The organism is Micromonospora halophytica (genome assembly GCF_900090245.1).
Classification (GTDB): Bacteria; Actinomycetota; Actinomycetes; order Mycobacteriales; family Micromonosporaceae; genus Micromonospora; species Micromonospora halophytica.
In genome coordinates this window covers 177,864-202,633 of the sequence record NZ_FMDN01000003.1, presented here as the reverse complement: position 1 = coordinate 202,633, position 24,770 = coordinate 177,864, and the positions used below count along the sequence as shown (strand labels likewise).

General features: G+C 72.0%; 24 protein-coding genes. 14 read left to right on the top strand and 10 right to left on the bottom strand.

The window, feature by feature from the left end; genetic code table 11:
* Positions 1 to 77: 77 nt before the first annotated feature.
* Positions 78 to 1,940 carry a serine/threonine-protein kinase gene (locus GA0070560_RS06070; RefSeq protein ID WP_091292375.1) on the bottom strand — a complete coding sequence of 621 codons (1,863 nt, stop codon included), beginning with the start codon at positions 1,938 to 1,940 and terminating at the stop codon, positions 78 to 80.
* A gap of 91 nt (positions 1,941 to 2,031) precedes the next feature.
* Here GA0070560_RS06070 and GA0070560_RS06065 point away from each other — a divergent pair, with 91 nt between their 5' ends.
* Together GA0070560_RS06065 and GA0070560_RS06060 are read left to right on the top strand one after the other, a co-directional pair.
* On the top strand, positions 2,032 to 2,244 hold the full coding sequence (locus tag GA0070560_RS06065; protein ID WP_091292372.1) for an acyl-CoA carboxylase subunit epsilon: 213 nt from the start codon (positions 2,032 to 2,034) through the stop codon (positions 2,242 to 2,244).
* A 112-nt stretch (positions 2,245 to 2,356) separates the two neighbouring features.
* On the top strand, positions 2,357 to 2,812 hold the full coding sequence (locus GA0070560_RS06060; RefSeq protein ID WP_091292370.1) for a hypothetical protein: 456 nt from the start codon (positions 2,357 to 2,359) through the stop codon (positions 2,810 to 2,812).
* 148 nt (positions 2,813 to 2,960) lie between these two features.
* On the opposite strand, the gene GA0070560_RS29890 is transcribed toward GA0070560_RS06060, so the two are convergent.
* Positions 2,961 to 3,137: a hypothetical protein gene (locus GA0070560_RS29890; protein ID WP_170839303.1), complete on the bottom strand. Its 177-nt coding sequence runs from the start codon at positions 3,135 to 3,137 to the stop codon at positions 2,961 to 2,963.
* A 30-nt stretch (positions 3,138 to 3,167) separates the two neighbouring features.
* On the bottom strand, positions 3,168 to 3,356 hold the full coding sequence (locus GA0070560_RS29885; RefSeq protein ID WP_170839302.1) for a hypothetical protein: 189 nt from the start codon (positions 3,354 to 3,356) through the stop codon (positions 3,168 to 3,170).
* An 822-nt stretch (positions 3,357 to 4,178) separates the two neighbouring features.
* On the opposite strand from GA0070560_RS29885, the gene mycP reads away from it, so the two are divergent.
* Genes mycP through GA0070560_RS06040 form a run of 3 tightly spaced genes read left to right on the top strand, consistent with a single transcriptional unit; the run spans position 4,179 to position 6,642 of the window.
* The gene (gene mycP, locus GA0070560_RS06050; protein WP_425412601.1) at positions 4,179 to 5,312 is read left to right on the top strand and encodes a type VII secretion-associated serine protease mycosin; all 1,134 of its coding nucleotides are present in this window, start codon (positions 4,179 to 4,181) and stop codon (positions 5,310 to 5,312) included.
* A gap of 10 nt (positions 5,313 to 5,322) precedes the next feature.
* Positions 5,323 to 5,979, top strand: a complete 657-nt coding sequence (locus tag GA0070560_RS06045) for a Maf family protein (RefSeq protein WP_091292980.1) — start codon at positions 5,323 to 5,325, stop codon at positions 5,977 to 5,979.
* A 9-nt stretch (positions 5,980 to 5,988) separates the two neighbouring features.
* Entirely contained in the window at positions 5,989 to 6,642 is a 654-nt protein-coding gene (locus GA0070560_RS06040) for an O-methyltransferase (protein ID WP_091292368.1), read from the top strand.
* Positions 6,643 to 6,981: 339 nt separating this feature from the next.
* On the opposite strand, the gene GA0070560_RS06035 is transcribed toward GA0070560_RS06040, so the two are convergent.
* The 3 genes from GA0070560_RS06035 to GA0070560_RS29755 are packed head-to-tail and all read right to left on the bottom strand — an operon-like array spanning position 6,982 to position 8,840.
* Positions 6,982 to 7,737 carry an ABC transporter permease gene (locus GA0070560_RS06035; protein ID WP_091292366.1) on the bottom strand — a complete coding sequence of 252 codons (756 nt, stop codon included), beginning with the start codon at positions 7,735 to 7,737 and terminating at the stop codon, positions 6,982 to 6,984.
* 18 nt (positions 7,738 to 7,755) lie between these two features.
* Entirely contained in the window at positions 7,756 to 8,715 is a 960-nt protein-coding gene (locus tag GA0070560_RS06030) for an ATP-binding cassette domain-containing protein (RefSeq protein WP_091292363.1), read from the bottom strand.
* The gene (locus GA0070560_RS29755) at positions 8,712 to 8,840 is read right to left on the bottom strand and encodes a hypothetical protein (RefSeq protein WP_281183667.1); all 129 of its coding nucleotides are present in this window, start codon (positions 8,838 to 8,840) and stop codon (positions 8,712 to 8,714) included. The genes GA0070560_RS06030 and GA0070560_RS29755 overlap by 4 nt, the downstream gene beginning before the upstream one ends.
* 131 nt (positions 8,841 to 8,971) lie before the next feature.
* Between GA0070560_RS29755 and GA0070560_RS06025 the strand changes: the two genes are divergently transcribed.
* Both GA0070560_RS06025 and GA0070560_RS06020 read left to right on the top strand, forming a co-directional pair.
* Positions 8,972 to 10,723: an acetyl/propionyl/methylcrotonyl-CoA carboxylase subunit alpha gene (locus GA0070560_RS06025; RefSeq protein ID WP_091292361.1), complete on the top strand. Its 1,752-nt coding sequence runs from the start codon at positions 8,972 to 8,974 to the stop codon at positions 10,721 to 10,723.
* Positions 10,724 to 10,825: 102 nt separating this feature from the next.
* The gene (locus tag GA0070560_RS06020) at positions 10,826 to 12,265 is read left to right on the top strand and encodes a GuaB1 family IMP dehydrogenase-related protein (RefSeq protein ID WP_091292359.1); all 1,440 of its coding nucleotides are present in this window, start codon (positions 10,826 to 10,828) and stop codon (positions 12,263 to 12,265) included.
* Positions 12,266 to 12,297: 32 nt separating this feature from the next.
* Here GA0070560_RS06020 and GA0070560_RS06015 read toward each other — a convergent pair whose 3' ends face one another.
* On the bottom strand, positions 12,298 to 13,926 hold the full coding sequence (locus GA0070560_RS06015) for an MFS transporter (RefSeq protein ID WP_091292356.1): 1,629 nt from the start codon (positions 13,924 to 13,926) through the stop codon (positions 12,298 to 12,300).
* Positions 13,927 to 13,982: 56 nt separating this feature from the next.
* On the opposite strand from GA0070560_RS06015, the gene GA0070560_RS06010 reads away from it, so the two are divergent.
* A complete protein-coding gene (locus GA0070560_RS06010; RefSeq protein ID WP_091292354.1) occupies positions 13,983 to 14,525 on the top strand; it encodes a MarR family winged helix-turn-helix transcriptional regulator in 543 nt (180 codons plus the stop codon).
* A 24-nt stretch (positions 14,526 to 14,549) separates the two neighbouring features.
* On the opposite strand, the gene GA0070560_RS06005 is transcribed toward GA0070560_RS06010, so the two are convergent.
* Positions 14,550 to 15,101 carry a TetR/AcrR family transcriptional regulator gene (locus GA0070560_RS06005; protein WP_091292351.1) on the bottom strand — a complete coding sequence of 184 codons (552 nt, stop codon included), beginning with the start codon at positions 15,099 to 15,101 and terminating at the stop codon, positions 14,550 to 14,552.
* 84 nt (positions 15,102 to 15,185) lie between these two features.
* Here GA0070560_RS06005 and GA0070560_RS06000 point away from each other — a divergent pair, with 84 nt between their 5' ends.
* From GA0070560_RS06000 to GA0070560_RS05980, 5 genes are all read left to right on the top strand, one after another.
* A complete protein-coding gene (locus tag GA0070560_RS06000) occupies positions 15,186 to 15,647 on the top strand; it encodes a DoxX family protein (RefSeq protein ID WP_091292349.1) in 462 nt (153 codons plus the stop codon).
* 10 nt (positions 15,648 to 15,657) lie between these two features.
* Complete coding sequence (locus GA0070560_RS05995) at positions 15,658 to 16,185, top strand: MarR family winged helix-turn-helix transcriptional regulator (RefSeq protein ID WP_091292346.1); 528 nt, start codon at positions 15,658 to 15,660, stop codon at positions 16,183 to 16,185.
* Complete coding sequence (locus GA0070560_RS05990; RefSeq protein WP_091292343.1) at positions 16,179 to 17,912, top strand: ABC transporter ATP-binding protein; 1,734 nt, start codon at positions 16,179 to 16,181, stop codon at positions 17,910 to 17,912. The genes GA0070560_RS05995 and GA0070560_RS05990 overlap by 7 nt, the downstream gene beginning before the upstream one ends.
* 92 nt (positions 17,913 to 18,004) lie before the next feature.
* Positions 18,005 to 19,945 carry an ABC transporter ATP-binding protein gene (locus GA0070560_RS05985; RefSeq protein ID WP_425412604.1) on the top strand — a complete coding sequence of 647 codons (1,941 nt, stop codon included), beginning with the start codon at positions 18,005 to 18,007 and terminating at the stop codon, positions 19,943 to 19,945.
* 602 nt (positions 19,946 to 20,547) lie between these two features.
* Positions 20,548 to 21,153 carry a DedA family protein gene (locus GA0070560_RS05980; protein ID WP_091292975.1) on the top strand — a complete coding sequence of 202 codons (606 nt, stop codon included), beginning with the start codon at positions 20,548 to 20,550 and terminating at the stop codon, positions 21,151 to 21,153.
* Between the two features lie 535 nt (positions 21,154 to 21,688).
* Here the strand turns inward: GA0070560_RS05980 and GA0070560_RS05975 are convergent.
* Entirely contained in the window at positions 21,689 to 23,092 is a 1,404-nt protein-coding gene (locus GA0070560_RS05975) for an NAD(P)H-quinone dehydrogenase (protein ID WP_091292341.1), read from the bottom strand.
* A 106-nt stretch (positions 23,093 to 23,198) separates the two neighbouring features.
* Between GA0070560_RS05975 and GA0070560_RS05970 the strand changes: the two genes are divergently transcribed.
* Positions 23,199 to 23,654: a gamma-glutamylcyclotransferase gene (locus GA0070560_RS05970; RefSeq protein WP_091292338.1), complete on the top strand. Its 456-nt coding sequence runs from the start codon at positions 23,199 to 23,201 to the stop codon at positions 23,652 to 23,654.
* Between the two features lie 117 nt (positions 23,655 to 23,771).
* Here the strand turns inward: GA0070560_RS05970 and GA0070560_RS05965 are convergent, their stop codons facing one another.
* Positions 23,772 to 24,734 (bottom strand): GNAT family N-acetyltransferase, encoded by a 963-nt coding sequence (locus tag GA0070560_RS05965; protein ID WP_091292336.1) that lies wholly within the window; start codon positions 24,732 to 24,734, stop codon positions 23,772 to 23,774.
* Between the last annotated feature and the right edge of the window lie 36 nt (positions 24,735 to 24,770).

Sequence of the window (24,770 nt, the reverse complement as noted above, 5' to 3'; positions counted from 1 at the left end):
TCCGTCGTCGGAGGGGAGATACCCCGTACGACGGAGAGTCATGCGAATCGACTTCGCACCGGTACGAATCCCGGGTGTCAGTTCACCCGGTCGGGCTTGAACCCCTTGACGATCTGGTCGAAGGTGGAGAGCTGGGCCTGCCAGTCCTTCTCCGCGACCTCCCACCGGATGGCGTAACCCCGGTTGCTGGCCGTCACGAAGCCCCGGTTGCGGACCTGGATCCGGGTGCCGTCCCGGCTCTCCAGCCACTCCCAGTCGGCGCAGGTCCGGTACCAGTCGCAGCGCTCGATGCTCAGGTACTGGTAGTTGTTCACATACCGCTTGCGGTTCGGCTCCTGTGCCCGCCAGTCCGCGTACGCGTCCGGCTTGGGGTTGCTGCCCCACTGGACCAGCATCTCGCCGACCCCGTTGCGCTGGGAGAAGACGACGATGTCCCCTCCCGTGCGAACGACTCGCCAACCCGGCGGGACCGGGATGGAGAAGGTCGGGCCCTTGTGCAGGGTCCAGCCCGCCGGCAGCGCGTTCGGGTCGGTCGACGGGCTGGCCGAGGGCGTCGGGCTGGGCGGTGCCGCGCTGCTCGGCGGGGGCGCGGCCGGAGCCGACGTCGGCGCGGACGACGAGATCGCGGCGGCGCTGGGCGGGCCGGCCTGCTCGCCGCCCTCCTCCGGGTCGCCACCGCGGCCGAGCAGCGGGACGAGCACCGCGAGACCGACCAGCAGCACCAGCACCACCGCGCCGATCAGCAGGTTCCGCTTGCGCTGATCGTGCTTCGTCCCGTCGTACACCGAACCGGGAAGACGCCCGGCGGGCGCGGCGGCCGGGCTGACCGGGGCGGGCATCACGGACGTGGGGTTGGCCGGTTTCGGCGCCTCGGCCTTGGCGATCGGCTTCAGCGGGTCGACCTTGGCGGTCGGCGCGGCGTCCGCGTTCGCGGGCACCTTGGCGGTCGCGTCCTCCGTGGCCGCCGCAGCGGCAGCCTTGGGTGGTGCGGTGGGCTTCGGCGTCGACCCGGCGGACCGCTCGGCCGCGCGCGGCGCCGGGACCAGCGGCGGGCGCGGCTCGCGCGGGCCGTTCGGCCCCGGCCGGCGTACGCCGTCGAGCAGCGGGACCCGCTTCGCCCGCTTGCCGCCGGCGCGGCGCAGCAGGCGCTCGGCCACCTCGGCGGTGATCCGCTCCTTCGGGTCCTTGCGGAGCAGCCCCTGCAGGACCGGCTTCAGCGGGCCGGCGTTCTTCGGCGGCGGCAGCGGCTCGGTGGCCAGCGCGGCCAGGGTGGCGATCGCCGACGGCCGCGCGTACGGCGACTTGCCCTCGACCGCCGCGTAGAGGGTGGCCCCCAGCGACCACAGGTCGGCCTCCGGACCCGCGGTGCCGTCCTTGGCCCGCTCCGGCGCGATGTACGCGGGCGAGCCGAGCACCATGCCGGTGCGGGTGACGTTCGGGTCGCCGGGGATCGTGGCCAGACCGAAATCGGTCAGCACCACCCGGCCGTCGGTGCCGAGCAGCACGTTGCCCGGCTTGATGTCGCGGTGCATGACGCCGGCCTTGTGCGCCGCCTTCAACGCCCCCAGCACACCGAGGCCGATCTCGACGGCCTTCGACGGCGGCACCGGGCCGTCCTCGGCGAGGGTGTCCTGGAGGGACTTCGACGCGACGTACTCCATGACGATCCACGGATCGCCATCGGTACGCAGCACGTCGAAGATGCGGACCACGTTGACGTGGTTCAGCCGGGCGATGGCCCGGGCCTCCCGCAACGACCGCTCCCGCATCTCGCGGCGCTCGTCGTCGGTGAGGCTGGGCGGCGGGACGAGTTCCTTGATCGCCACGTCCCGGTGCAGGACCTCGTCACGCGCCTTCCACACCCGACCCATGCCGCCCTGACCGAGCGGCGAGATGAGCCGGTACCGGTCGGCAACGAGTTGGGGAAGCGCGTCAGACATCGCTGAGACGGTACCCGGCGTCGCCAACGCTGACACCGCCGGCACGCCACTGTGCGGCGAAGGTCAAGTTCGCGACGCGTACGCTGACGGCATGTCTGCCGAAGAGCCGCTGTTCCGGGTCGTCCGGGGTGTCCCGACCGCCGAAGAACTGGCCGCCCTGGTGGGCGCGATCGTCGTCCGGTCCCGGCCGGTCGCCGCGCCCGCGCCGGTGGCCGTCTCCGCCTGGGCGCGCAGCAGCCGCCCGGCCGTCGCGGCCCCCACCGCCGGTCCGGGCGCGTGGCGCGCCTCCGGCCTGCCCCGCTGACCTGCCCCGGGTACGCGACCCGAGTCCCGCCTCCTCGTCGGGGCTGCCGAGATCACACGGGACCCATTAACCTCACTCAGGGGAACGGGGCCGTGACGGGTAGGGAGGATCGATGATCCCTGAGGAGGACCGCCCAGCTTCCTGGCTGCGCGAAAACGACCGCATCGAAGCCGACATCCGCCAGATGCGCGAGTTCGCCGACCGGCTCCAGGCCGAGGTCGACCGCAACTACGCACCGCACCTGTCCTACATTGCGGACGACATGACCGCAGCCATTCCCGACCCGTGTGACGCGTTCATCGAACTGGTGCATTTCCTGCGCGCCCACCACGAGACCCAGCAGGCCACCGCCAACACGGTGTGGGACCTGGGCGGGGCGACCGGCCACCTGGCAGGCGCCGCCGGGAAGATCGCCGCCGAGTACGAGGGCACGGACGCCTTCGCCGCCGCCCGCGTCGGCGACGTACGCGAGGCGCTCGCCCGCCCGTACGCCGCGAGGCCGCACCGCGGCGCCACCCTCACCGACCCCACCGGCCCGGACAACCGGGGGCCGGTGGTGCTGCCGTGATCGAACGGGGCGGCGGCCGGACGTCCGGCCTCACCGACTGGCAGTTGATGGACGTGCAGAGCATGTGGGCCTGCCTGCAGGACCACGACACCAGCGGGCACTGGAAGCAGGTCGCCGGTTGGCGCAAGGTGTGCGACCTGGCGATGAATCACATGAGGCGGCTCCACGAGTACCGTCGCGGGCTGGCCGAGGCGTGGCCGCCGGAGACCAACGCCGCCGCCCGGGCGTACCTGGCCGAGCTGGACCAGCTCATCGAGAAGGTGCAGCGCACCCACGACACCGCCGCCGCCAACCACGACGCGCTCGCCGCCGCGACCCGCGCCATCGACAGCGCCCGGCCTCAGGTGAAGACCCTCTACGAGCAGTACTCGACGAAGCTGGCGCAGAAACGCTCGTACGAGGAGATGATCACCGACCCGAAGGCGTTGGCCGGCAACCGCACGACGAAGCCGCCGGTGACGGACGCGGATCTGGAGCAGTTGAACTCGCGGGCCCGAGGAATCATGTTCGGGTTGAGCGGCGAACTGCAGCAGGCCCAGGTCATGCTCCGCCAACCCCCGCAGAGAGCAGCGCCGAAGTCCGATCAACAGTTCGAATCGTCCAGCGGAGCGGGTGCAGCCCCGCCGATCATCCCACCGATCATGCCGGTGCCTATATCAACCTCTAACCCGACATCGCCGGCGAAGCGTTCCGCCACTCCGTTGCATTCGGCTCATGCACCCACTGCGCCCAACGTCGGCCCTGTTTTAGGCGGAGCCAACTCGTCCGTGATCACGCCCTCCACCCCTTCACCCATGCCAGGCACTGGCTTGCCCTCAATGCCTCAACAAGGCGTCGGGCTACCGCCGACATTGCCTTCCGCCCCGCCCCCGTCTACGTCATCACGTCCAGGCTCCTCGGCTGCACTCCGTGGGCAAACGGGTCACCTCCCCTCAAGCGGAGGGCAACCCCCACACAACGCACCCTCTCGCTTCATGCAGCCTGGAGGTTTGATCGGAAGCACACCTGGGACGGGACCTGGCCAGCATGGAAATGGCACGCAATCGCGCAGGATTAATCCCGTGGGTGGCGTGATCGGTGGAGGAGCCGCTGGGACCGCGCCCACGGGAGCAGCGGGCTCCCGACCAGGAACCGGTCGGACCAGCCCCTTGAGTCCAGCCCATGGGATGTCGCCGATTGGCGGTTCGCCGGGCTTTGGAAGTCCTCAGGGGATCCCAGGCCGGCCTAGCCGCAGAGAACAGGAGGGGGATTCGGGCCGCTGGGACCCAGATAATCCGTGGGCTACCCGGGAAGGCGTAGATCCGGTTGTCCGTCCACCAGACGAGGATGGACCAATCGACCCTGGGCCCGCAATTGGCTTCAGCCGGTGAATCGAGCTTCAACCAGGGCCACATTAGCTCTGCTAGCCCTCACAGTCATCCTAGCAATTCCGGCAACCCCAGCCCAGGGGGACCGAAATCGGGATGAACAGTGGCACCTGCGCTACCTTAAAGCGGAAGACGCCCACCGGACCAGCCAGGGCGAAGGCGTCACGGTCGCAGTTCCAGATAGTGGAGTAGACCCTCATCCCGACTTACTTCGCAACCTCCTGCCAGGCACCGACGTCATCCCAGGTGGGGCTGGCGACGGGAGGCAAGACCGGGATGGTCACGGCACTGGCATGGCTGGCCTAATTGCCGCACATGGACAAGAAGGCGACGCCGGCGCTATGGGCATTGCCCCCAAGGCTAAAATCCTACCGATTTATGAATCGCCACCCAAGGCAGATGGCACGACCGATGCACTCGCCGCCGGCATCGAATTTGCGACGGCAAACCATGCAGATGTTATTAGCGTCTCCGCTGTTGCTGCCGCTAGCGTCCGGCTACAGAAGGCAGTCAAGGAGGCCCTCGCCGCCAACATCGTAGTTGTTGCCGCCGCAGGAAACGGCCCGCCTCAGATCGGCGTTGGCTATCCTGCAGCAGAGCCCGGAGTGATCGCAGTAGGCGGAATTGATCAGACCGGAACCCGAGCCGCGATCTCGGTCACTGGCCCGGAAATCGATGTTGTCGCACCCGCCGTCGATATCTTCAGCACCAGCAATGACGGCAGATACCGAAGGGGAACCGGCACCTCAGGTGCGACGGCCATCGTCGCGGGCGCTGCAGCACTGATCCGAGCCAAGTACCCTCACCTGCCCGCCTCCGAGGTCGCGCACCGGCTCACCGCCACCGCTGTCGACAAGGGCCCACCCGGCCGTGACGACGAGTACGGGTACGGAGTCATCGACCTCGTCGCCGCGCTCACCGCTGACGTACCACCCCTAGGCTTCGAGTCGTCGACGGTCACCCCACCGCCCGACGGTGCCCCACCCACGGCAGTTGCCGACAGCGACGGTGACGACGCGGCGACCGCTCGCGGTCTCGTCACCCTCGGCGTGATCGTTGCCGCCGGTGGGGGTTACCTGATCTGGCGTCGACGTCGCCGTGCCGACGACCCGCCGCCCCGGATCAGCCGGTAGCGTCGGCGGCGTGCCGAACTCCCTGCCGCTGCGCCTCGTCCTCGCATCCCAGAGTCCCGCCCGCCGCAAGCTCCTCCAGGCCGCCGGGATCGAACCCGACGTGCTGGTCAGCGGCGTCGACGAGTCCCAGGTGGTCAGCGACCGGGCCGAGGATCTGTGCCTGGAACTGGCCCGGTTGAAGGCGCTGGCGGTGCTGGACCGCCTGCGCGCCACCCCGGACGAGCGCACGCTGGTGCTGGGCTGCGACTCGGTGTTGGCGTTCGACGGGGAGATCCTGGGCAAGCCGGCGGACGCCGCCGACGCCACGGACCGCTGGCGGCGGATGCGGGGGCGCAGCGGGGTGCTGCACACCGGGCACTGCCTGGTGGACGTGACGCACGAAGCCCGGGCGGAGGCGGTGGCGTCGACGGTGGTGCACTTCGCCGACATCAGCGACGAGGAGATCGCCGCGTACGTGGCGACCGGGGAGCCGCTGGCGGTGGCGGGGGCGTTCACCATCGACGGGCTGGGCGGGGCGTTCCTGACCGGGATCGAGGGTGACCCGGGCACGGTGGTGGGGCTCTCGCTGCCGATGCTGCGCCGGCTCCTCGGTGAGCTGGAGCTCGACATCACGGACCTGTGGACGAAGGTCGCGCCGGGGGGTCAGGAGATCGCCCATCTCGGCTAGCGTCCGGACATGACCTCCAAGCCATTGCCGCTGACACCGGAACTGCACGCCTACCTTGTGGCCCACGGGTCGTCGCCGGACGGGACCGTCCGCGACCTGTACGAGGAGACGATCGCCGCCCTCCCCGACCAGGCGGTGATGCAGGTGGCGCCGGAGCAGGCCGCGTTCCTCACCTTTCTCGTCCGGCTGCTCGGCGTACGGCAGGCGGTGGAGGTGGGCACGTTCACCGGGCTCTCCTCGCTGGCAATCGCCCGTGGCCTGCCCGAGGACGGCAGGCTGACCTGCTTCGACATCTCTGAGGAGTACACCGGCATCGCCCGGCGGTACTGGGAACAGGCGGGTGTCGCCGACCGGATCGAGCTGCGGATCGGCCCGGCCGGGGACACGCTGCGCGAGCTGCCCCTGGAGCGTCACCTGGACTTCGCGTTCATCGACGCCGACAAGACCGGCTACCCGGTGTACTGGGACGAGCTGGTGCCCCGGATGCGTCCGGGCGGGGTGATCGCGGTGGACAACACGCTGCGCGGCGGCCGGGTGCTCGCCCCACGCGACGCCGACGACCGGGCGATCGCCGCCTTCAACGACGAGGTGCTGGCCGACGTCCGTGTCGAGACGGTGATGCTCCCGATCGCCGACGGGGTCACCCTGGCCCGGGTGCGCTGACGGCCAGCCGTCTCCGTGTCGCCGGAATGGCGGTGTCGGACAGCAGCTGCCACCGCCATTCCGGCGACACGGCGACAACACCGCCCCCGGCGACACGGAGACAACCACCGCCACCCCGGCGACACGGAGACCACCACCGCCACCCCGGCGGAGGGATCATGCGGGGACGGGTTCGGGGTCGTCCGCCGTACGACCGGACCGAACCCGTAGAGGGAGAAGCCCCACAGGCCCAGCTGGGCGTGGGTCAGCCAGGTGGTCCTGTCATGGGTGAGGCGGGGCACCACCCTTACGCAACAAGCGGACGGCCGGAGCCCCGCCCCAGGTGGGAGCCGGCTCTTGTCAGCGGACGCTGCGGGCGAACTGCCGGGCGGCCCAGAAGACGCCGGCGGCGGCGAGCACCGCGATGATGGTCAGCCCCTGCCAGACCTTGTCGTTGCCGAGGTCTCCGGCGAAGAGCGCGCGGGTGCCGTCGACCGCCCAGGAGAACGGGTTCCACTCGGCGACGCCCTGGAGCCACCCCGGGGCGAAGGTGAGTGGCAGCAGGATGCCGGAGAGCAGCAGCACCGGCTGGGCGACGGTGTTCATCAGCGGGGCGAGCGCGTCCTCGCTCTTGACCTTGAGGGCGACGCCGTAGGAGACGGCCGAGGTCATCAGCGCGATCAGGGCGAGCATCAGGTAGGCCAGCAGCAGGTCGCCGATGAATACGCGCAGGTCGAATGCCAGCGCCAGCAGGGTGATGATGACGGCCTGCACGATCAGTGAGACGACGTCGCGCAGCGAGCGGCCGAGCAGCAGGGCGAGCCGGCTGACCGGGGTGACCCGGGAGCGTTCGATCACCCCGGCGCGCAGTTCGGCGATCAGGCCGAAGCCCTGGAAGAGGCCGCCGAAGATGGCCAGCAGCACCAGCAGGCCGGGGACGAAGATCTTGTAGGCCGCCGCCTGGGTGGGGGCGTTCAGCGCGGGCTTGAGCAGCGGGGCGAAGAGCAGCAGGTACATCACCGGCTGGAAGACGCCGACGAAGACCCAGACCGGGTTGCGCATCAGCAGCTGGAACTGGCGCTGGAAGATCAGCCAGGTGTCGCGGGCGAGCTTCATCGTGCGGTCTCCGATTTCTCAGGACTCGCGCAGCGAGCGGCCGGTCTTGGTGAGGAAGACGTCGTCGAGGCTGGGGCGGTGCAGCTCGATGGAGGTGAGCGCCAGTCCGGCCGCGTCGAGGCGGCGCAGGAGCTGCGGGATGGCGGTGGCGCCCTCTTCGACGTGGAGCCGTACGCCGCCCTCGTCGATGGTTTCCAGCTTGGTGACGTACTCCTCGCCATCGAGCAGCTGGGCGGCCTGCGGGGTGGTGTCCAGGTCGAGGCCGACCAGCACCACGTCGCCGGAGATCTCCCGCTTCAGCTCGGCCGGGGTGCCCTCGGCGACCACCTCGCCGTGATCCATGATCGCGATCCGGTCGCAGAGCGCGTCGGCCTCGTCGAGGTAGTGCGTGGTGATGAAGACGGTCATGCCCTCGGTACGCAGCCGGCGGATCTCGTCCCACATGTGCGCGCGGCTCTGCGGGTCCAGCCCGGTGGTGGGCTCGTCCAGGAAGACGATCTTCGGTTCGTGGATGATGCCGAGGGCGATCTCGACACGCCGGCGCTGCCCACCGGAGTAGGTCTTGCACTTGCGGTCGGCGTACTCGGTGAGTTGGAAGGCGTCCAGCGCGCGGGCGGCGCGGCGGTGCGCGTCGGCCTTGCCGATGCCGTACATGCGGGCGTGCAGCACCAACTCCTCGCGGGCGGTGGACTCGTCCCAGGTGCTGCCGCCCTGGGCGACGTAGCCGATCCGGCGGCGCACCTCGGCCGGGTCCTTGCGCAGGTCGGCCCCGGCGATGGTGGCCTCACCGCCGTCCGGCTCGATGAGCGTGGCGAGCATCCGCAGGGTGGTGGTCTTGCCGGCGCCGTTGGGGCCGAGGAAACCGAAGATCTCCCCCTCGGCGACCTGGAGGTTCACCCCCCGCACGGCGTCGACCGTCTTCGTCTGCCGACCGGCACGGGAACGGAACGACTTCCGCAGCGCCCTGGTCTCGATCATGTCTGCTCCTGGTCGTCCGGCTGGCCGCACCGGCCACTCTCCCTCGGGGACGGCGTCCGGACGGCGCGTTCCACCGGCTGCATCCAGCGGACCAGGCCGAGAATCGTCATGCGAGTCGCAGACACCGGCCAAGCGTAATGAGCAAGTTCACCGGCGGCCGGCGGAACAGTGCCACATCCCACACTGAGCGATCGTTAGGGGCTCCGGCGTGGCCGATACACTCCCGGTCAACGACCTTCCGGGAGGAGCCCTCAAGGTGCGCAAGGTACTCATCGCCAACCGTGGCGAGATCGCCGTCCGCGTCATCCGTGCCTGCCGCGACGCCGGTCTGGGCAGCGTCGCCGTCTACGCGGACTCCGACCGGGACGCCCTGCACGCCACCCTCGCCGACGAGGCGTACGCCCTCGGCGGCGACACCGCGGCCGACAGCTACCTGCGGATCGACAAGCTGATCGACATCGCCGGGAAGTCGGGCGCGGACGCCGTCCACCCCGGCTACGGATTCCTCTCCGAGAACGCCGACTTCGCCCAGGCCGTCATCGACGCCGGGCTGACCTGGATCGGCCCCACCCCGCAGGCGATCCGCGACCTGGGTGACAAGGTCACCGCCCGGCACATCGCCCAGCGGGCCGGCGCTCCCCTGGTCCCCGGCACCCCCGACCCGGTCGGCAACGCCGACGAGGTGATGGCCTTCGCCGTCGACCACGGCCTGCCGGTCGCCATCAAGGCGGCCTTCGGCGGCGGCGGGCGCGGCCTCAAGGTGGCCCGCACCATGGAGGAGATCCCGCACCTGTTCGAGTCGGCCACCCGCGAGGCGGTCGCCGCGTTCGGTCGGGGCGAGTGCTTCGTCGAGCGGTACCTGGACAAGCCCCGCCACGTCGAGGCGCAGGTCCTGGCCGACCAGCACGGCAACGTGGTCGTCGTCGGCACCCGGGACTGCTCGTTGCAGCGCCGGCACCAGAAGCTGGTCGAGGAGGCCCCCGCGCCGTTCCTCACCGACGCGCAGCGCCGGCAGATCCACGACAGTGCCAAGGCGATCTGCCGGGAGGCCGGCTACCACGGCGCCGGCACCGTCGAGTACCTCGTCGGCGCCGACGGCACCATCTCCTTCCTGGAGGTCAACACCCGGCTCCAGGTGGAGCACCCGGTCACCGAGGAGACCGCCGGCGTCGACCTGGTCCGCGAGCAGTTCCGCATCGCCGACGGCGAGAAGCTGCGTTTCACCGAGGACCCGACCCCGCGCGGGCACTCCATCGAGTTCCGGATCAACGGCGAGGACCCGGGTCGCAACTTCCTGCCCGCCCCGGGCACCATCACCGCGCTGCGGCTGCCCACCGGCCCCGGCGTCCGGGTCGACACCGGCATCTCGGCCGGCGACGTGATCGGTGGCAACTTCGACTCGCTGCTGGCCAAGGTGATCATCACCGGCGAGACCCGTACCGAGGCGATCGAGCGGGCCCGCCGGGCGCTGGACGAGATGGTCGTCGAGGGCATGGCCACCGCGCTGCCCTTCCACCGCCTGGTCGTCCGGGACGAGGCGTTCACCGCCGCGCCGTTCACCGTGCACACCCGGTGGATCGAGACCGAGTTCGACAACACCGTGCCGGCCTTCACCGCGCCCGCCGGCCCCGTCGAGGGCCCGGCCGAGCGCGAGACCGTCGTGGTCGAGGTGGGTGGCAAGCGGCTGGAGGTCAGCCTCCCCGCCGGCTTCGGCGGGGGTACGACCACCGCCGCGCCCGCCGCCCGTAAGCCGGCCCGTCGGGGCGGTGGCGCCAAGGCCGGCGCCACGGTCAGCGGCGACGCGCTCGCCTCGCCGATGCAGGGCACCATCGTCAAGATCGCCGTGGCGGACGGGGACACCGTCGCCGAGGGCGACCTGGTCGTGGTGCTGGAGGCGATGAAGATGGAGCAGCCGCTGCACGCCCACAAGTCCGGTACGGTCAGCGGCCTCACCGCCGAGGTCGGCGCGGTGATCACCGCCGGCGCGGCCATCTGCACCATCGCCTGACCCACTCCCCTCCCGGCTGCGCCCCGGAACTCGGGGCGGCTGGGTGGGTGGTTTGGGGCACCAGCGGCGGCGGGACCGGGCAGGAGCAGGAATGATGGGCCCGTGCGGTTCCTTCATGGCGCGGTCCCCGCGCACGACCTGACCTACAACGACGTCTTCATGGCCCCGGCCCGCTCCGAGGTGGGCTCCCGGCTCGACGTCGACCTGGCCACCAGCGACGGCACGGGCACCACCATCCCGCTGGTGGTCGCCAACATGACGGCGGTCGCCGGCCGGCGGATGGCCGAGACCGTGGCCCGGCGCGGCGCGATCGCGGTGATCCCGCAGGACATCCCGATCGAGGTGGTCGCCAACGTGGTCGGCTGGGTGAAGCAGCGGCACCTGGTGCACGACACCCCGATCACGCTCGGCCCGACCGACACCGTCGGCGACGCGATCCACCTGCTGCCGAAGCGGTCGCACGGCGCGGTGATCGTGGTCGACGACGCGAACCGTCCGGTCGGCGTGGTCACCGAGGCGGACACCGTCGGGGTGGACCGCTTCGCCCAGCTGCGGCACGTGATGTCGACCGAGCTGCACACCGTGCCGGCGGACGCGGATCCGCGTACCGGCTTCGACCGGCTCTCCGCGGGCCGACGCCGGTTGGCCCCGGTGGTCGACGCCGACGGCCGCCTGATCGGGGTGCTCACCCGGCAGGGCGCGCTGCGCGCCACCCTCTACCGGCCGGCCGTCGACGGCCGGGGCCGGCTGCGGATCGCGGCGGCGGTGGGGATCAACGGCGACGTGACCGGCAAGGCCGAGGCACTGCTGGCGGCCGGGGTGGACACCCTGGTCGTGGACACCGCGCACGGCCATCAGGAGCGGATGGTCTCGGCGCTGCGGGCGGTCCGCAGGGTCGACCCGGCCGTCCCGGTCGCGGCTGGCAACGTGGTCACCGCCGAGGGCGTCCGCGACCTGGTGGAGGCCGGCGCGGACATCGTCAAGGTCGGCGTCGGGCCGGGCGCGATGTGCACCACCCGGATGATGACCGGCGTGGGCCGCCCGCAGTTCTCCGCCGTGCTGGACTGCGCGGCGGCGGCCCGCGAACTGGGTCGGCACGTCTGGGCCGACGGTGGCGTACGGCACCCGCGCGACGTGGCGCTGGCCCTCGCGGCCGGCGCGTCCAACGTCATGATCGGCTCCTGGTTCGCCGGCACCTACGAGTCCCCCGGCGACCTCTACACCGAGCCGGACGGGCGACGCTACAAGGAGAGCTTCGGCATGGCCTCGGCGCGGGCGGTCAGCGCGCGTACCGCCGAGGACAGCGCCTTCGACCGGGCCCGCAAGGCGATCTTCGAGGAGGGCATCTCCACCGCACGGATGTACCTCGACCCGACCCGTCCCGGAGTGGAGGACCTGATCGACGAGATCATCTCCGGCGTGCGCAGCGCCTTCACGTACGCGGGCGCCCGCAACCTGGACGAGTTCCACGAACGCGCCCTGGTCGGTGTCCAGAGCGCCGCCGGCTACACCGAAGGCATGCCCCTCCCCACCAGTTGGTGACCCACCCGAGCTGGGCCGGACCGGGGTGCGGGTCAGCGGGAGGCGGTCGGGGTGGGCTGCCGGGGGGCGGGTGCGGGGTCCGTCAAGGTGGGGTGGGGTCGGGGGAGACGGGTGCAGGCGAGCAGGCCGACCAGGAGGAAACCGGCGGCGGCGAACGCGGCGTACCGGGTGGCGTCGGAGAACGCTTCCTTCGCCTCGTCGGCGACCGGCGCCGTACGGGGGTCGGCGGCCAGCCCGGTGATGGCCGCGCCGGCACTGTCCTTGACCGCGGCGACCACCTGGTCGCGCTGCGCCCCGTCAAGGCCCGGCTGGTCGGCGAGCCGGTCGCCGAGCAGGCCGCCCAGGCTGGCGAAGAGCACCGTGCCGAGCACCGCGATGCCGAGCGCGGAGCCGACCTGCCGCGCGGTGCTCTGGATGCCGGAGCCCTGCCCGCTGCGCTGCACCGGAACGTCGGCGAGGGAGACGCCGGTGAGCTGCGCGGTGGCCAGGCCGACCCCGACGCCGTACACGAAGAGGAAGCCCAGCGGTGCCCACCACCGGGTGTCCGGCGCGACGACCAGGCCGATCCCGGCGACGCCGACCAGTTCGGCGGCGACCCCGAGCTGGACCATCCGGGCGGCGCCCCAGCGCCGGGTGAACGGCGTGCCGAGCCCGCTGGCCAGGAAGCTGCCGACGGCGAGCGGCAGCAGCGCCGCACCGGTGCCGAAGGCGCTGTAGCCGAGGACGTTCTGGAACCACAGCGGCAGGGCGAAGAGCAGCCCGAACTCGCCGAGGCTGACGATCGCGGCGGCGAGAACGCCGGTGCGGAACGAACGGATGCCGAACAGCGACAGGTCGAGCAGGGCGGGACGGCCGGCCCGGCCCCGGCGCAGCTGCTGGGCCACGAATACGCCGAGCGCGACGAGCCCGAGCAGCCCGGCGACCGGCACCGGGGAGATCGTGGCGGTCCAGTCCAGGCCGAGGAGGCGGAACGGCCGCTCCCGCTCCCACCAGCCGTAGGTGCGTCCCTCGATGAGGGCGAAGACGACGCCGGTCATGCCGATCACCGAGAGCAGCGCGCCGAGCAGGTCGATTCCGCGTTCGGCCCGGTCGTCGCGGGACTCGCGGACCAGGACGAGGGTGGCCGCGACGACGGCGACGCCGACCGGGACGTTGATGCCGAACGCCCAGCGCCAGGAGTGCTCGGTGGTGAGCCAGCCGCCGAGCAGCGGGCCGAGGGCGGCCGCGCCGCCGATGGTGGAGCCCCAGACGGCGAAGGCGACACCCTTCTCCCGGCCGGTGAAGTTGGCGTTGAGCAGGGAGAGCGAGGTGGGCAGCATCATCGCGCCGCCGACGCCCTGGAGCACCCGGGAGGCGATCAGCGTCTCGCCGGAGCCGGCGACGGCGGCGAGCACGCTGGCCGCGACGAAGACCACCACGCCGGCGACGAACATCCGCCGCCGTCCGGCCCGGTCGGCGAAGCGTCCGGCGACCAGCAGCAGGGCCGCGAAGACCAGGGTGTACGCCTCCTGCACCCACTGCGCGTCGGCGGAGGTGATCTCCAGGTCCCGGATGATCTGCGGTACGGCGACGTTCACGATCGTCGCGTCCACGATGATCATCGCGACACCGAGGCTGATGGCCAGCAGTCCCCACCAGCGGCCGCGTCCGTCGCTGCGCATCCGGGCCTCCTCGACTAGCTAGATTTTCTAGCTACCTGAGGTGCTAGCTTTTACCCGTGGAGGGGGCGGCGTCAACCGGCGGGCGTGGCACGGCCGGCGTGTCGCACCGCGGGCCGTACAGCGAGGCGCCGACGACCAGCGAGACCGCCCGCGCCCTGCGCGAGGTGCTCCGGGCCGCCGGCGACACCCGGGGCGCCCTGGCCCGCCGGCTCGGCATCGGGACCACCGACGCGGCCGCCATCGACCACCTGATCTCTTCCCCCGTGCCGCTCGGTCCGGTGGAGTTGGGCAACCGCCTCGGCATCCGCTCCGCCTCGGCCACCACCCTGGTCGACCGCCTGGTGCAGGCCGGCCACGTGGAACGCGGGCCGCACCCGAGCGACCGGCGCCGGCTCTCGCTCCAGGTCACCGAACGGGCCTACGACGAGGTGCTGGCGGCGTTGCGGCCGATGCTCACCGGGGTCGAGCAGGCGGTCGCCCGGCTCACCCCCGAACAGGCGGCTGCGACGACCGCGTTCCTGCGCGAGGTCGCCACCGTGATGCGCGAGTACGTCGCGACGGCACCGGACGAGCCGCGCTCCGGCCCGCGCCCGGACTGACCGCCCCGGTCCGGGGCCCACGGGTCACTCGAAGAGGCGGCGGATGACCTGGCGGGCGGTGGCCTCGGGGTCGCCTCCCACGCCGGGCGGCAGGGCGCCGGCCAGCCAGAGGGTGGCGAAGCCGTGCACGATCGACCAGGCGGCGAGGGCGTCCCGGTCGGGGGCCGAGGCGGCCGGGTGGGCGGCCACCCCGCCGTGCAGCGTCGCGCCGGACCGGGCCCGGGCGGCGACCAGGGCGGGATCGTCGGGCCGGTAGAGGTCGGGGCGGAACATCACCTCGAAGTGGGCCCGATGCTCGACGGCGAACCGGACGTACGCCACGCCGATCTCCAGCAGGTCGTCCCCGGCCCGGCCCAGTTCCTCGGCGAGCAGGTCGTACCCCTCGACAGCGAACGCGGTGAGCAGGCCGGCCTTGTCGCCGAAGTGGTGCGCCGGCGCGGCGTGCGAGACGCCGGCCCGCCGGGCGAGGTCACGCAGGCTGAGCGCCGCCGGACCGGCCTCCCGGATCGCCTCCGCGGTCGTCGCGAGCAGGGCGCGGCGCAGGTCGCCGTGGTGGTAGGGCCGGTTGCTCGTCATGCCGCGATCGTAACTTGTCATTGACAAGACCACCACCGCCGAGCATATCTTGTCATCATCAAGATGTCCTCTCGGGAGGTTCGCATGGCCCCACTGATCGCCCTCGTCGTCGGCACCGCCCTCGCCCGACTGGCCGGCCTGGCCGGCGTCGACCCGCTCGACGGCTGGCACCCGGCGCTCCGGATCGGCCTGGCACTCATGTTCGCGGTGACCGGGTTCGCGCACTTCGTGGCACCCCGACGCGCCGACCTGATCGCCATGGTCCCGCCCCGGCTCCCCCGCCCGGACCTGCTCGTCACCGTCACCGGCGTACTGGAACTGGCCGGCGCCGTGGCGTTGCTGGCCCCGGGCGCCGCACGATGGGCCGCCGCCGCGCTCGCCCTGCTGATGGTGGCGATGTTCCCCGCGAACGTCTCGGCAGCCCGACGCCGCCTGACCCTGGGCGGCCGTCCGGTCACCCCGCTGGCGACCCGCACCGCGCTGCAGATCCTGTTCCTCGCCGTCGCCGTCGCCATTTCGTTTGGCCCCTTACCATTCGGGGGCTAACCTATACGCCGTGCAGAGAGACCCACTGATCCGCTTTCCGGACGCGCTGCGACAGGTGCCGACGGGGCGACTGGTCTCGGTCGCCGGCCACCTCGTCGACCAGCACTGGGGGCGCTACCTGGCCGAGCACCACGGCCTCACCACAGCCGGAGCGCGGGTGCTGTTCACCCTGGCCGGCATGGAGGACGCCACCCACCGGCAGGTCGCCGAGCAGTGCTTCGTCCGCCCGGCCACCCTCACCGGCATCGTCGACACCCTCGAGCGCGACGGCTTCGTCGTCCGCCGCCGGGACACCACCGACCGCCGCTCGGTGCAGCTCGCCCTGACCGACCGGGGGCGCGCGCACCTGCGGCAGCTCGTCGACCTGATCCACCGCGACACCCCGCTCACCTCCGTCGACGCCGACCCGGCGAAGAAGGCGGTGATCCGGGAGTTCCTGACCGAGTTGATCGTGAGCATGTCCGACGGGGAGGACAGCCGGTTGAACCCACGACTCCACAATTCCGACCAGCCGACGCCGGGGAGCCCGCCGTGCTGATCCGCCTGCTCCGCAGCCACCTGCGCCCGTACCACCGGCCACTGCTCGCGGTGGTGCTCTTCCAGTTCGTCGGCACGATGGCCTCGCTCTACCTGCCGAGCCTCAACGCCGACATCATCGACCTCGGCGTGGCCCGGGGCGACACCGACTACATCCTGCGTACCGGCGGCTGGATGCTGCTGGTCAGCCTGGTGCAGATCGTCTGCTCGGTGGCCGCCGTGTACCTGGGCGCCCGGACCGCCATGGCCTTCGGGCGCGACGTCCGGAGCGACGTCTTCGAGCAGGTCAACCGCTTCTCGGCGCGCGAGGTGGCCCGCTTCGGCGCACCGTCGCTGATCACCCGCAACACCAACGACGTGCAGCAGGTGCAGATGCTCGTGCTGATGAGCTGCACCATGCTGGTCGCCGCGCCGATCATCAGTGTCGGCGGCGTGGTCATGGCGCTACGCGAGGACGTGGGGCTCTCCCGGCTGATGCTGGTCAGCGTGCCGGTGCTGGCGGTGGCGCTCGGCCTGATCATCAGGCGGACGGTGCCCGGCTTCCGGCTCATGCAGACCCGGATCGACACGGTCAACCGGGTGCTGCGTGAGCAGATCACCGGCATCCGGGTGGTCCGCGCGTTCGTCCGCGAGCCGTACGAGACGAACCGCTTCGCGACCGCCAACGCCGACCTCACCGACACCGCCCTGCGCGTCGGCCGGCTCCAGGCGCTGATCTTCCCGGTCGTCATGCTGGTGCTCAACGTCTCCAGCGTCGCGGTGCTCTGGTTCGGCGCGCAGCGGGTCGACGCCGATCAGATCCAGATCGGCGCGCTCACCGCGTTCCTCCAGTACCTGATGCAGATCCTGATGGCCGTCATGATGGCGACCTTCATGCTGATGGTGGTGCCCCGCGCCGCGGTCTGCGCCGAGCGGATCGTCGAGGTGCTCGACACCGACTCGTCCGTGGTGCCGCCTGCCCGGCCGGTGACCCGGGTCGAGGGGCACGGTGACCTGGAGCTGCGCGGCGTCTCGTTCCAGTACCCGGGGGCGAGCGCGCCGGTGCTGCGCGACATCTCGTTCCGGGCCACCCCCGGACGGACCACCGCGATCATCGGCTCCACCGGCGCCGGCAAGACCACCCTGCTCGCCCTGATCCCCCGGCTGGTCGACCCGACCGCCGGGGCGGTGCTGGTGGACGGGGTGGACGTGCGCGAGCTGGAGCCCGACGAGCTGTGGCGGCGGATCGGGCTGGTGCCGCAGCGGCCGTACCTGTTCACCGGTACGGTCGCCAGCAACCTGCGCTACGGCAACCCGGACGCCACCGACGAGGAGCTGTGGACGGCACTGGAGATCGCCCAGGCCCGAGACTTCGTGGCCCAGATGCCCGGCGGGCTGGCCGCCCCGATCGCGCAGGGCGGCACGAACGTCTCCGGCGGGCAGCGACAGCGGCTGGCCATCGCCCGTGCGCTGGTACGCAAGCCGGAGATCTACCTCTTCGACGACTCGTTCTCGGCGCTCGACCTCGGCACCGACGCCCGGCTGCGGGCGGCGCTGCGGCCGGTCACCGAGGACGCGGCGGTGGTGATCGTCGCCCAGCGGGTCTCCACGATCGTCGACGCCGACCAGATCATCGTGCTGGAGGACGGGGGCGTCGTCGGCCTGGGACGACATGAGGACCTGCTGGCCGACTGCCCGACGTACGCCGAGATCGTGGCGTCCCAGCAGACCGCGGAGGTGACGGCGTGACGGCGCAGCGCGTACCCGATCAGAAGCCGGCCGCCGACGCGGGGACGCCGAAACGGCTGCCCCCGGGCCGGCAGAACGGCGGGCCGCGGTGGATGGGCGCCGGAATGCCGGCGGAGAAGTCGCTGAACTTCGGGCCGTCGGCCCGGCGGCTGCTGGGCCGGCTCCGGCCGCACCGGCTGCACCTCGCCTCGATCATCACCCTGGCGGTGGCGAGCGTCGCGGCCAGCGTGGTCGGCCCGAAGATCCTCGGTCACGCCACCGACATCATCTTCACCGGGGTCATCGGCCGGCAGCTCCCCGCCGGCAGCAGTGCCGAGCAGGCGGTGGCGGCGGCCCGGGCGGCGGGCAACGACAACTTCGCCGACATGCTGGCCCGGATGGACGTCGTCCCCGGGGTGGGCATCGACTTCGACGCCCTGGGCCGCACCCTCGCCCTCGCCGTCGCCCTCTACCTCGGTGCCAGCCTGCTGCTGTGGTGGCAGGGCTGGCTGCTCAACGGGGTGGTGCAGCGTACGGTGCTGCGGCTGCGCGCCGAGGTGGAGGAGAAGCTCAACCGGCTCCCGCTGCCCTACTTCGACCGGCAGCCCCGGGGTGAGCTGCTCAGCCGGGTCACCAACGACATCGACAACATCTCGCAGACCCTCTCGCAGACGTTGAGCCAACTGCTCACCTCGCTGCTCACCGTGGTCGGCGTGCTGGCCATGATGTTCTGGATCTCGCCGCTGCTGGCCCTGGTCGCCCTGGTGGCGGTGCCGCTGTCGGTGCTGGTCACCGGGCAGATCGCCAAGCGGTCGCAGCGCAAGTTCATCGCCCAGTGGACCCACACCGGCGAGCTGAACGGACAGATCGAGGAGGCGTTCACCGGCCACGAACTGGTCAAGGTCTTCGGCCGGCAGCGGGAGGTGCAGGCCGCCTTCCACGCCAAGAACGACGAGCTGTTCGCCGCCAGCTTCGGCGCCCAGTTCATCTCCGGGATCATCATGCCGGCGATGTTCTTCATCGGGAACCTCAGCTACGTCGCGATCGCCGTGGTCGGCGGACTGCGGGTGGCGTCCGGCTCGATGAGCCTCGGCGACGTGCAGGCGTTCATCCAGTACTCGCGGCAGTTCACCCAGCCGCTCACCCAGGTGGCGTCGATGGCGAACCTGCTGCAGTCCGGGGTGGCGTCCGCCGAGCGGGTGTTCGCGGTGCTCGACGCCGAGGAGCAGAGCCCCGACCCGGAGCCGCCGGCCCGGGTCACCGACCCGCACGGCCGGGTCGAGTTCGCGCACGTCTCCTTCCGGTACGACCCGGACAAGCCGCTGATCGAGGACCTGTCCCTGGTCGCCGAGCCCGGCCACACCGTGGCGATCGTCGGTCCGACCGGTGCCGGCAAGACCACCCTGGTCAACCTGATCATGCGCTTCTACGAGCTGGACGCCGGGCGGATCACCCTCGACGGGGTGGACGTCACCACGCTGCGCCGGGACGACCTGCGTGGCCGGATCGGCATGGTCCTCCAGGACACCTGGCTCTTCGGCGGCACCATCCGCGACAACATCGCGTACGGGCGGCCGGACGCGAGCGAGGAGGAGATCCACGCCGCGGCCCGGGCCACCTTCGTGGACCGTTTCGTCCACAGCCTCCCCAACGGGTACGACACCGTGATCGACGAGGAGGGGAGCAACGTCAGCGCCGGCGAGAAGCAGCTCATCACCATCGCCCGGGCGTTCCTGGCCGAGCCGTCGCTGCTGATCCTCGACGAGGCGACCAGCTCGGTGGACACCCGCACCGAGGTGCTGCTCCAGCGGGCGATGGCGGCGCTGCGCTCGGACCGGACCAGCTTCGTGATCGCCCACCGGCTCTCCACCATCCGCGACGCCGACCTGATCCTGATGATGGAGAACGGCCGGATCGTCGAGCAGGGCACCCACGAGGAGCTGCTCGCCGCACACGGCGCGTACCACCGGCTGTACCGGGCGCAGTTCGCCGGGGCACTGGTGGACGACGACGAGGCCGGGGCGCCCCCCGAGCCGGCGTCGGTGCGGGGCTGACCGCCGTGCCGACACTGTCGGGGCGGTGGCCGGGGCGTGAGCGCTCCGGCCACCGCCCCGTCGGCCGCCTCCCGGGGGCCGGTCACCCCGACGTACGGGACCTTCCGGCGGGCCGCGATCTGGTCCCCAACGCCGCGAGGCCCCGGGGCGGATCGCCCGGGGCCTCGTCGACGGGATACGTCAGTGCGGCGCGCCGGGATCTCCCGGCGTCGTGGTCACCACCGCGCTGCGCATGCGGCAACCGTATGACCGACCCGCCTGCCGGGACCACTGGATTTCCGGGCGGGCGCGGCGCGCAGAGGCAAGGTGGGCCGCCGGCACGGGACCTGCCGGCGGCCCGGCACGGCCCGGTCGTCGGGAACGGGGGCCCGACGCGCATCAGGCCGCGTCCCGCCAACGGTACGCCGACGACCGCCGACGCGCCGTCCCGGACCGCCACGGATTCCGGGCGGCCGATCCGTCACATGATGTCGAGCTGCGTCGTTGTATCCCGGTGGCCCTGTCGTGTCCGTGGTCACCACCGACCGGGGCTGTCCGCCGTTACGCCGGACACGCCGTCAGGCTCGGGGACGTGATCGGCCTTGACCGGCGAGGTGGCAGTCGTGCCCGAACTTCTCACTGAGATGGCGTCGCCGCAGTGGGCGTACCTCGCGCTGCTGGGCCTGCTGATCGCCGACGCCTTCGTGCCGGTCGTCCCCACCCAGGTCGTCATGATCACCGGTGGCGCGCTCACCGTCTACGGCGGGCTGAGCCTGCCCCTGACCATCGGCGTCGGCGCCCTCGGCGTCTTCACCGGGGATCTTGCCTGCTACCTGCTGGGGCGCAGCGCCCCCGGTCGCCGCGCGCCCCGGCACTCCGAGCCGACCCGCGCCCGCCGGATGGCCGGACGGGTCACCCGAGGACTGCGTCGCCCCGGCCCGCTGGTCATCCTGCTCTGCCGCTTCGTGCCCGGCGGCCGGATGGCGGCATGTTTCTCCGCCGGCCGCAGCCGCTACCCCTGGCGGCTCTTCCTCCTCTACGAGGCCCTCGCGGCGACGGGCTGGGCCGCGTACGGCGGGCTGGTCGGCCATCTCGGTGGCGCGGCGCTGACCGAGTCGGCCTGGCAGCTTGCGGTGATCGCGGTCGCGGCGGCGGTCGGGTTCGCGGCGGCGGGTTGGGCGATGACGGCGCTGGGTGACCGCGTCCGCCCCGAGGTTCCCGTCGACTGAGCGAGCCATCGCGTCGGACGTGGCGGTCGTGATGCCCGGTGCCGTCAGCGCCCCGCTGCCGCAGGATCAGTGGGCGCTGCTGGTTGCAGTGGCGCCGACTGGCGGCCCATCGGCAGGCGGCCGCCCGGGCCCACCTGCCGAGCGTCAGCGGCGTTCGCGGTGCGGCCTGCCGGCCCTGCCGGCGAGGGCTACCAGGTACCGGCCGCACGCTACGGACTTGATGGCATGGATGGATCGCTTCGGCGGCAGCGGCCCGTCAGGGTGAGGAGGAATCGGGTCATGGCCCGGCGCCTTCTTTCGCCGGAGGTCCCCACAGCGGCGATCCATTCTCGCTATCAGGTCCGTAGCGTGCGGCCACCTTGCTCGAGGTCCGGCCGAGGGTGCGGGCGTGCGCTTCACGATTCGGCGGGCCGCTGCCGGGCGCGATCGTGTCGACGGTCCGGCACCCGTCGGGCCAGGTCCCGGGCCAGGTCCCGGGTCAGGTCCCCACCGAACCAGCGAACCGGCGAACCGGCAGGCAGGGCGACGCTCCGGGTCACTCCAGTTCGTGCAGCATGAGCTGACGCGCCGCCTCGGTGATCGAGCCGGACAACGACGGGTAGATCGTGATGGTCTGGGCCAGCTCGTTGACGGTGAGGTTGTTCTCCACCGCCATGGTGATCGGCAGGATCAACTCGCTCGCCTTCGGCGCGACCACCACACCACCGATCACCTGGCCGCTGGCCGGCCGGCAGAACAGCTTCACGAAGCCGTCGGCCAGGTCGTCCATCTTCGCCCGGGCGTTGCCCGACAGCGGCAGCATCACCTGGCGGGCGGGCACCTTCCCGGCGTCCACCTCGTCCTGGGAGACGCCGACGGTGGCCAGCTCCGGGTCGGTGAAGACGTTCGCCGCGACGGTACGCAGCCGCAGCGGGCGGACCGCCTCGCCGAGCGCGTGCCACATCGCGATCCGGCCCTGCATGGCGGCGACACTGGCCAGCGGCAGCACTCCGGTGCAGTCGCCGGCGGCGTAGATGCCGGGGACGTTGGTGCGCGACACCCGGTCGACGGTGACGTAGCCGCCCTTGGCCAGCTCGACGCCGTACTCCGCCAGGCCCAGGCCGGCGGTGTTCGGGATCGAGCCGACGGCGATCAGGGCGTGCGAGCCGTACACGACCCCGCCGTCGGAGAGCTGGACCTCGACACCGTCGTCGGTACGCCGGACCGCGTCCGCCCGGGAGTTGTTGAGGATGCTCATCCCCCGGTTGCGGAACACCCGCTCGATCGCCATCGCGGCGTCGGCGTCCTCGTGCGGCATGACCCGGTCCCGGCTGGAGACCAGGGTGACCTGGACGCCCATGGCCAGATAGGCGCTGGCGAACTCGGCGCCGGTGACGCCGGAGCCGACCACGATCAGGTGCGCGGGCAGCTCGGGCAGGTCGTACACCTGCCGCCAGGTGAGGATCCGCTCGCCGTCCGGGACGGCGGTGGGGAGCTGGCGCGGGGTGGCGCCGGTGGCGACCAGGACGGTCGAGGCGGCGATCGAGTACTCACCGCCACCGTCGGCCGGGGTGACGATCACCCGGTGGGTGTGACCGAGCGTGTCCTCACCCAGCCGGGCGGTGCCGGTGACGAAGGTGACCCCGGCCTTCACGAGCTTGGCGTGGATGTCGGCGGACTGCGCCAGGGCGAGCCGCTTCACCCGGTCGTGGACCGTGCGGGCGTCGACCGTCACCGCCTCCAGCCCGTCGGAGTGCACCCCGAACTCCTCGGTGTCCCGGTAGCCGGTGACCACCTCCGAGCTGGCGATGAAGGTCTTCGACGGGACGCAGTCGGAGAGCACGCAGGCACCGCCGGCCCCCTCGGCCTCCACCACGGTCACGTCGGCGTCCAGTTGCGCGGCGACCAGAGCCGCCTCGTAGCCGGCCGGCCCTCCGCCGATGATCACTATCCGGCTCACAGCGCTCGCCCTTCCGCAGTGCTCACAGTGACTTTCTTCTCCCGAACGCGTCCGACACGCACCGTCGTATTCTCCCCCACCCGTCCGCCGGGCTATCGTCATCGCCGTGCGTCACTACGCCGCCTACGGCTCAAACCTGGACCCCGCCCGGATGCGCGCCTACTGTCCGCATTCGCCGATGGTGGGCATCGGCTGGCTGGAGGGCTGGCGGCTGACCTTCGCGGGCGAGGACGTGATCGGCTGGGAGGGCTCCGTCAGCACCGTCGTCGAGTCCCCGGGCGACCGGGTCTTCGTGGCGCTGTACGACATCCACCCGTACGACGCCGCGCAGCTCGACGAACTCGAGGGCGTGACCGCCGGCACGTACCGCAAGCTGCACGTCCGTGTCTCGACCCTGGACGGGGACGTGACCGCGTGGATCTACGTCTTCGACGGCTACGAGGGCGGCCTGCCGACCTCGTGGTACCTGTCGGAGATCGCGAACGCTGCCGAGAAGGCGGGCGCGCCGGACGACTACCTCAGCGAGCTGCGCTCCCGCCCCACCGGCACCGCGTCGGCCTAGCGCCGTTCGGGCAGCCCCGGCACGCGCGGCTCCTGAGCCTCTCCGCGTGTGTCGCACGCCCCCAGTCTGCTCCGGGTGTCCCCGGCACGTGTCGCCGACCCCGGCCGGCGTCGCGCATCACACACCGCCGGCGGGGACGCTCCGCTCGTACATGTCGGCCCAGTACTCCTCGCGCAGCCCCACCGAGCGGTAGAGCGTGGCGGGTGAGGTCGGGTTGGCCAGGTCCACGCCCAGGCCGGCGGCGGAGCGGCCCTTCGCCGCGTACGTGGTGAAGGCCCGCCGCAGCAGCGCCGCGCCCACCCCGCGCCGCCGGTACGCGGGCAGCACCGACAGCGTGCGTACCCAGCCGGAATCCTGATCGAGCGCCTGGCCGGAGGACTGGAGGGCACCGGCCGGCTCGCCGTCGACCTCGGCGACGAACCACTCGTCCCAGACCTTGGTGTAGCCGGGAAGCTGCTCGCGCCACTGGTCGAAGCCGACCGGCTCGTAGTCCGGGGTGTCCCGGAACGCGGTGTCGAAGATCCGGTGGAACAGGCGCAGGTCGACCTCGTCGTCGGCGCGCAGCGGGCGGACGGTCACCCCGGGCGGGGGTGGCGGCTCGGCGGGCAGCCCGGCCAGCGGTCGGCTCATCCGCACGTACCTCTTCACCCGGGTGAAGCCGGCCTCGACCAGCTCCCCCGCCCAGCGGGTCTCCGGGGCGTGGACGGTGGTGCGGACGGTCAGCGCCGGCAGGCCGCGCTCGGCGGCCCGTTCGGCGACCCGGTCGAGCGTACGGGCGAGCAGCAGCGCGCGCAGCGACCCGGCCCGCTCGGGGTCGACGTAGACGTCGATAAATTCCCGGCCCACGCCGGTGGGGTTGTCGATCAGCGTGCAGCCGACGACCCGGCTCTGCGGGTCGCTCACGAGCCACGAGTCGCGGGCCGGGTCGAAGTGGGGTGCGGCCAGTGCCGCCTTGACGTCCTCGGCCTCGAAGTCGGGGTAGCCGATGGCGAAGGTGTCGGCGGCGTGCACCAGGGCGAGAATGGCCGGCACGTCGTCCAGGGTCGGGCGGCGGGCGGTCCAGCCGGCGGGAAGCGTCACGGCGCAGATGGTGGCATTCGGACCGCCCCTCGCGCC